This is a genomic window from Caulobacter sp. (genome assembly GCF_049283275.1).
Lineage (GTDB): Bacteria > Pseudomonadota > Alphaproteobacteria > Caulobacterales > Caulobacteraceae > Caulobacter.
In genome coordinates, this window is the sequence record NZ_JBAPVS010000296.1 from 49953 (window position 1) to 56641 (window position 6689).

Annotated in this window: 6 protein-coding genes and 1 pseudogene; 6 read left to right on the forward strand and 1 reads right to left on the reverse strand. The window is 69.1% G+C overall.

Going from position 1 to position 6689, the window contains the following annotated elements:
* The first annotated feature begins 17 nt into the window (after positions 1 to 17).
* The 6 genes from radA to WAL33_RS16980 all read left to right on the forward strand — a co-directional run bounded on the left by radA (position 18) and on the right by WAL33_RS16980 (position 6460).
* Positions 18 to 1400: a DNA repair protein RadA gene (gene radA, locus WAL33_RS16955; RefSeq protein ID WP_422182696.1), complete on the forward strand. Its 1383-nt coding sequence runs from the start codon at positions 18 to 20 to the stop codon at positions 1398 to 1400.
* Positions 1397 to 2020: a CvpA family protein gene (locus WAL33_RS16960; protein WP_422182697.1), complete on the forward strand. Its 624-nt coding sequence runs from the start codon at positions 1397 to 1399 to the stop codon at positions 2018 to 2020. The genes radA and WAL33_RS16960 overlap by 4 nt, the downstream gene beginning before the upstream one ends.
* Positions 2017 to 3516 (forward strand): amidophosphoribosyltransferase, encoded by a 1500-nt coding sequence (gene purF, locus WAL33_RS16965; protein WP_422182698.1) that lies wholly within the window; start codon positions 2017 to 2019, stop codon positions 3514 to 3516. The genes WAL33_RS16960 and purF overlap by 4 nt, the downstream gene beginning before the upstream one ends.
* A gap of 205 nt (positions 3517 to 3721) precedes the next feature.
* Complete coding sequence (locus WAL33_RS16970) at positions 3722 to 4651, forward strand: bile acid:sodium symporter family protein (RefSeq protein ID WP_422182702.1); 930 nt, start codon at positions 3722 to 3724, stop codon at positions 4649 to 4651.
* Between the two features lie 49 nt (positions 4652 to 4700).
* Complete coding sequence (locus tag WAL33_RS16975; RefSeq protein ID WP_422182699.1) at positions 4701 to 5453, forward strand: SDR family NAD(P)-dependent oxidoreductase; 753 nt, start codon at positions 4701 to 4703, stop codon at positions 5451 to 5453.
* A 77-nt stretch (positions 5454 to 5530) separates the two neighbouring features.
* The gene (locus WAL33_RS16980) at positions 5531 to 6460 is read left to right on the forward strand and encodes an NAD(P)/FAD-dependent oxidoreductase (protein WP_422182700.1); all 930 of its coding nucleotides are present in this window, start codon (positions 5531 to 5533) and stop codon (positions 6458 to 6460) included.
* On the opposite strand, the pseudogene WAL33_RS16985 reads toward WAL33_RS16980, so the two are convergent.
* Positions 6457 to 6689, reverse strand: a pseudogene (locus WAL33_RS16985) (ribosome biogenesis GTPase Der); the annotation flags it as partial. The gene WAL33_RS16980 and the pseudogene WAL33_RS16985 sit on opposite strands and share 4 nt — an antisense overlap.

Sequence of the window (6689 nt, forward strand, 5' to 3'; positions counted from 1 at the left end):
TCGAATCAGGAGCATCCATGGCCCGTGACGGCGCCGTCTACGCCTGCCAGTCCTGCGGCGCGGTCACGACCAAGTGGTCCGGTCAGTGCTCGGCCTGCCAGAGCTGGAACAGCCTGGTCGAGGAAACCGGCGTCCGCGCGCCCGGCGCGCTGTCGGTCACCAAGGCCAGCCGCACGCGCGGCCTGCAGTTCACCGGCCTGGAGAGCGACACCCCCGCTCCGCCCCGGATCATCACCGGCGTCGACGAGTTCGACCGGGTCTGCGGCGGCGGGGTGGTGCCCGGCTCGGCGATCTTGATCGGCGGCGATCCCGGCGTGGGCAAGTCGACCCTGCTGCTGGAGGTGGTCGCCAAGGCCAGCCTGAAGGGCGTCAACTGCGCCTACATCTCGGGCGAAGAGGCCGTGGCCCAGATTCGGGGGCGGGCCGAGCGCATGGGTTTCGCCCAGGCCCCCGTGAAGCTGGCCGCCGAAAGCAGCCTGCGCGACATCCTCGACGGTCTGAAGCGCGACAACTTCGACCTCGTCGTCATCGATTCGATCCAGACCATGTGGAGCGACGCCCACGAGGCGGGACCCGGCACGGTCACCCAGGTGCGCGCCTGCGCCCAGGAACTGGTGCGCCTGGCCAAGAAGAAGGGCGTGGCCATCCTGCTGGTCGGCCACGTCACCAAGGACGGCCAGATCGCCGGCCCGCGCGTGGTCGAGCACCTGGTGGACGCGGTCCTCAGCTTCGAGGGCGAGCGCGGCTATCCGTTCCGCATCCTGCGCGGGGCCAAGAACCGTTTCGGGGCCACCGACGAGATCGGGGTGTTCGAGATGGGCGACTCCGGCCTGCGCGAGGTCAAGAACCCCTCGGCCCTGTTCCTCAACGAGGGGGGCGAGCGGGCGGCGGGCGCGGCGGTGTTCGCCGGCATCGAGGGGTCGCGGCCCGTTCTGGTGGAGTTTCAGGCCCTGGTCGCGCCATCCGCGTACGGAACACCCAGACGCGCCGTGGTCGGATGGGATTCCGGACGCCTGGCCATGGTCCTGGCCGTGCTTGAATCGCGTTGCGGCCTTGGTTTTGGCAACAAGGACGTCTATCTGAACGTCGCTGGCGGCCTGCGGATCACCGAGCCGGCGGCGGACTTGGCGGCGGCGGCGGCCTTGGCCTCTTCGGCCCTCGACATCGCCCTGCCGCAAGACTGCGTTGTGTTCGGCGAAGTCAGCCTGTCCGGTGAGGTGCGGCCCGTGAGCCGTATGGAGACACGTTTGAAAGAGGCCGCGAAACTCGGCTTTGGTCGAGCTCTGGGACCGCTGTCGGGCCTGCCCGAAGGCGGCGGAGCCCTGCCCGTGGCGGGCGTGGCGCGATTGGCCGACGCGGTGCGCCGCATCGGCGACGAGATCTGGGGCCAGCTGACGTGACGCCGTTCGACATCATCTTCGGCCTGATCCTGCTGGTCTCGGCCCTGGTCGGCCTTGCCCGCGGCGCGTCGCGGGAGCTGACCTCGGCCCTGTCTTTCATCATCGCCGCCCTGCTCTCCCTGCTGGCCCTGCGCGTTACAGGCCCGCTGTTTCGGGGCATGATGGATCCGGACTGGGCGGCCACGGCGGCCGCCATCCTGGTCGCCTTCGTCATCATCTTCGTGCTGCTGCGGCTGATCGGCGCCCAGATCACCAAGACCCTGCACGCCGACGGCGCCCTGGGCACGCTGGACCGCCTGATGGGCCTGGTGTTCGGCCTGCTGCGCGGCCTGGTGGTGCTGGGGGTGTTCAGCCTGGTGTTCCACATGGCCACCCCGCCCGACCGCGTCCCCAGCTGGATGTCGAAGTCGGCGCTGTATCCGCTGTCCAACGCCGCCGGCCGCGTGCTGAAGGTGTTCGCGCCCAAGGGCGCCGGCCTGGCCGGAAAACTAGCCCCCGCCATTGAAGACGCCGTCCACGACGGCGCCAGCGACAAACCGTCCGACCGAAAGTCAGGCGAACCGGGTTATGATAAAAACCAGCGTCGCTCGGTCGACGATCTGGTGGAGAAATCGCGATGACGTCCTTCGGCCAGTCGACCGACCGCTTTTCGTCCACGCCCTGGCGTGATCCCGAGGACGACACCCTGCGGCTTGAATGCGGGGTCTTCGGCGTCTACGGCGTGCGCGACGCCGCCGCCGTCACCGCCCTGGGCCTGCACGCCCTGCAGCATCGCGGCCAGGAAGCCTGCGGCATCGCCGCCTTCGACGGCCAGCGCTTCCACACCGAACGCCACATGGGCCACGTGGGCGACGCCTTCACCGGCAATGACCTGGTCGAGCGCCTGCCCGGCGGCATGGCCATTGGCCACACCCGCTATTCCACGGCCGGCGGCGCCGGCATCCGCAACGTCCAGCCGATGTTCGCCGATCTGGAGACCGGCGGCGTGGCCATCGCCCACAACGGCAACCTGACCAACTTCCTGACCCTGCGCGAGCGCCTGGTCCAGGAAGGCGCGATCTTCCAGTCCACCAGCGACAGCGAGGTGATCCTCCACCTGATCGCCCGCTCGCGGAAGGCGCGCATCGTCGACCGTTTCATCGACGCCGTCGGCCAGATCGAGGGCGGCTTCGCGATCGTGGCCATCACCAACAAGAAGATGATCGGCCTGCGCGACCCGCTGGGCATCCGCCCGCTGGTCCTGGGCGACCTGGACGGCCAGCCGATCCTGGCGTCCGAGACCTGCGCCCTGGACATGATCGGCGCCCGCTTCGTGCGCGACGTCGAGCACGGCGAGATGGTGGTGATCTCCGAGACCGGCGTGAAATCGCTGCGCCCGTTCCAGAATGTCGCCGCCCGCCCCTGCGTGTTCGAATATGTCTATTTCGCCCGTCCCGACAGCGTCGTGAACGGCCGCTCGGTCTATGAGGTGCGCAAGCGCATGGGCCAGCGCCTGGCCATAGAAACCGGCGTCGAGGCCGACGTCGTGGTGCCGGTTCCCGACAGCGGCGTGCCGGCCGCCATCGGCTACGCCCAGCAGAGCGGCCTGCCCTTCGACCTGGGCATCATCCGCAACCACTATGTGGGCCGCACCTTCATCCAGCCCACCCAGGGCGTGCGCGAACTGGGCGTGCGCATGAAGCACAGCCCCAACCGCGCCGTGCTCGAGGGCAAGCGGGTGATCCTGATCGACGACTCGATCGTACGCGGCACCACCTCGCTGAAGATCGTGCGCATGGTCCGCGAGGCCGGCGCCAAGGAGGTCCACCTCCGTTCGGCCAGCCCGCCGATCAAGTGGCCCGACTTCTACGGCATCGACATGCCTGAGCGCGACCAGCTGCTGGCGGCCAACAAGTCGCTGGAGGAAATGGCCAAGTTCCTGGAAGTGGACTCGCTGGGCTTCCTGTCGGTCGACGGCCTCTACCAGGCGCTGGAGGCCGGTCCCCGCGACCCGGCCCATCCGCAGTTCACGGATCATTATTTCACCGGCGATTATCCGACGCGTCTGACCGACCGCGAGATCGCCGAGGGCCGCAATGACCAGGCCGAGAAGCAGCTGTCGCTGCTGAGCGCGTAGTCCGCAAACAGCGGGACGCCCTCGTCCTTCGACAAGCTCAGGATGAAGGCGAACTGAACGCCCCGCCTGTTCCCCACGATCGCATTCGAAATCCTCATCCTGAGCCTGTCGAAGGACGAGGATTTCGCCTCACTAGGTTGCCGCCTTGCTCAAAGACCTCCTCGCCAAGCTGAAAATCGACGGCTACATCGTCGCCCTGTTCGGCATGGTCGTGCTGGCCTCGATCCTGCCGGTGCGCGGGGAAGCCGCGACCATCGTCGGCTGGGTGGTCAAGATCGCCATCGCCCTGCTGTTCTTCCTTCACGGCGCCAAGCTGTCGCGCGAGGCCGTGGTCGCCGGCATCACCCACTGGCGGCTGCACCTGACGATCCTGGCCTTCACCTTCGTGCTGTTCCCCGTGCTGGGCCTGGCGATCAGCAAGTCGGGCCTGCTGTCGCCCGCCCTGGCCAGCGGCATGCTGTTCCTGTGCTGCCTGCCCTCGACGGTGCAGTCGTCGATCGCCTTCACCTCGATCGGCCGAGGCAATATCGCCGCCGCCGTCTGCGCGGCCTCGGCCTCGAACCTGCTGGGCATCTTCCTGACGCCGGTGCTGGTGGGTTTGCTGATGCAGGCCCATGGCGACGTCGGCGGCTGGGACTCGATCAAGTCGATCGTCATCCAGCTGCTGGTCCCGTTCGTGGCCGGCCAGCTCTTGCGGCCCTGGGTGAAGGGCTGGATCGAGAAGCACAAGGCCCTGGTGGGCCAGGTCGATCGCGGCTCGATCCTGCTGGTGGTCTATTCGGCGTTCAGCGCCGCCGTGGTCGGCGGCATCTGGAAGGTCGTCTCGATCCCGGAGCTGGGGATCCTGCTGGCCGCCTGTGTGATCCTGCTGGCCGTCGTGATGACCATCACCGTGTTCGGCGCGCGGGCCATGGGTTTCTCCAAGCCCGACGAGGTGGCCATCGTCTTCTGCGGCTCCAAGAAGAGCCTGGCCACCGGCGTGCCGATGGCCGGCATCCTGTTCCCGGGGGCCGCTGCCGGCGTCATGGTCCTGCCGCTGATGCTGTTCCATCAGATCCAGCTGATGGCCTGTTCGGTGATCGCCCAGCGCTATGGGGCCCGGCCCGCGGACGAGCTTTCGACCGACACCCCTTAAGGGGGTCGTCGCGGTTCCCATCGCACCGCTTAGCCAGTAGAACCCGCCCATGACTTCCGACCCCGAAAAGCCGCTGGCCGGCCGCATCGCCCTCGTCACCGGCGCCACCCGCGGCATCGGCGAGGCCATCGCCCTCGGCCTGGCCCAGGCCGGCGCCCATGTCATCGCCCTGGGTCGCACGCAGGGCGCCCTGGAGGCCCTGGACGACGCAATCTTCGCCGCCACGGGCGAGCACGCCACCCTCGTGCCGCTGGACCTGCGCGAGCCCGACGGCTTGGACCAGTTGGGCGCGGCCCTCTACGAACGGTTCGGCAAGCTGGACATCCTGATCGGCGCCGCCGGCGTGCTGGGCGCCCTGACCCCAGTGGGTCACCTGGACCCCAAGGGCTGGGACATGATCATGGCCACCAACCTGACGGCCAACTGGCGGCTGATCCGATCGATGGACCCGCTGCTGCGCCGCTCTGAGGCGGGCCGGGCCATTTTCCTGACCAGCAGCGTGGCCAAGACTCACCGCGCCTTCTGGGGCGGCTACGCAGCGTCCAAGGCCGGTCTGGAAGCCATCGTCGCCTGCTATGACGACGAAATGGAGAACACCACGGTGCGCGCCGTCTGCGTCGACCCCGGCGCCATGCGCACCCGCATGCGGGCCGGCGCCTTTCCGGGCGAGGATCCGCAGACCGTCCCGGCGCCCGAAACCATCGTCCCGCTGATCATCGACCTGGTTCGCCCCGACCGCGCGCCGCCCAAGGGCGTGGTGCGCTTCAAGGAACGCGGTCAGGAATCCGACAGCATCAGCTAGCCGCCGCGGCGTCGGCTCCAAGCCGGCGTGCGTGCAACCCTTGGCGGGCTGGCGCGTCTATCGGCGTCGGAGAGCTCATGACGCCAAACCCGCCTGCCCCCGCCATGCCCTCGGAAGGCCTGGACGCGATCATCGTCGGCGCGGGACCTGCGGGCCTGACCGCAGCGCTGTATATGGGACGCTTCCGGCGGCGGGTGCTGGTCATCGACGGCGGCGACAGCCGCGCCGCCTGGATCCCGACCACCCACAACCACCCCGGCTTTCCGGATGGCGTGTCTGGAACGGCCTTGCTGGAGCTGCAGAGGACCCACGCCCTGCGTTACGGGGCGCGGATCCTGTCCGGCGTCGTCCAGACGCTGTCGGTGCTGGACCCGGGCTTCGAACTCCGGATCGACGACCAAGTCCTGCACGCCTCGACCGTGCTGCTGGCCTGCGGCGTGGAGGACAACGCCCCGGCCTTGCCCGAGGTCGATGAGGCCGTCCGCCGAACCCTGCTGCGAATCTGCCCGATCTGCGACGGCTTCGAAGTCACCGGCCAGCGGGTCGGGGTGATCGGCGATGGCCCGCTGGGTGCGCGCGAGGCGCTGTTCCTGCGCACCTACGCCGACCAACTTTCGCTGATCCACGTCGCCGCGCCGGACGCCCTGCCCGCCGAGGAGCGCGCCTTATTGGCCCAAGCCGGCGTGACGGTGATCGAGACCCCGATCGACAGCGTCGAACTCCAGCCCGATCGGCCGCGCGCCCTGTGCTTTTCCGGGACCGGCCGGGTCGAATTCGACGCGCTGTACAGCGCCCTGGGCGTGACGCCGCGAACGGGCCTGGCCCTGGCGGCGGGAGCGCGCCACGACGACCAGGGCCGGCTGGTGGTCGACGACCACCAGCAGACCTCGATCCCAGGCCTCTATGCCGCCGGCGACATGGTGCGCGGGCTGAACCAGATCACCACCGCCCAAGGCGAGGCGGCGATCGCGGCGACAGCGATGCACAACCGGTTGCGGGGCGTCTAGCGCCCCTTCGGCGGCGCCTTGTTGCCGCGAACGGTGCGGGCCCCAGCCACGGGACGACGCGGCGCGGACTTGGAGCCGGCCGCCTTGCCCCCCGCGGCCTTGAAGCCGACCTTGTAGCTGGGCGTGGTCGACTTCTTCTGAGCCCTAGGGCCCTGCTTCTTGACGGACTTGACCGCGCCCTTGCCGGGCTCGACGGCTGGGTTGGCGGCGGTCTCGGTCGGCTTGGGCG

What these genes read in the sequence shown, in the direction of transcription:
- radA (WP_422182696.1), top strand. Translation starts at nt 18, where the DNA reads ATGGCCCGTGACGGCGCCGTCTACGCCTGCCAGTCCTGCGGCGCGGTC.
- purF (WP_422182698.1), top strand. Translation starts at nt 2,017, where the DNA reads ATGACGTCCTTCGGCCAGTCGACCGACCGCTTTTCGTCCACGCCCTGG.
- WAL33_RS16970 (WP_422182702.1), top strand. Translation starts at nt 3,722, where the DNA reads ATGGTCGTGCTGGCCTCGATCCTGCCGGTGCGCGGGGAAGCCGCGACC.
- WAL33_RS16975 (WP_422182699.1), top strand. Translation starts at nt 4,701, where the DNA reads ATGACTTCCGACCCCGAAAAGCCGCTGGCCGGCCGCATCGCCCTCGTC.
- WAL33_RS16980 (WP_422182700.1), top strand. Translation starts at nt 5,531, where the DNA reads ATGACGCCAAACCCGCCTGCCCCCGCCATGCCCTCGGAAGGCCTGGAC.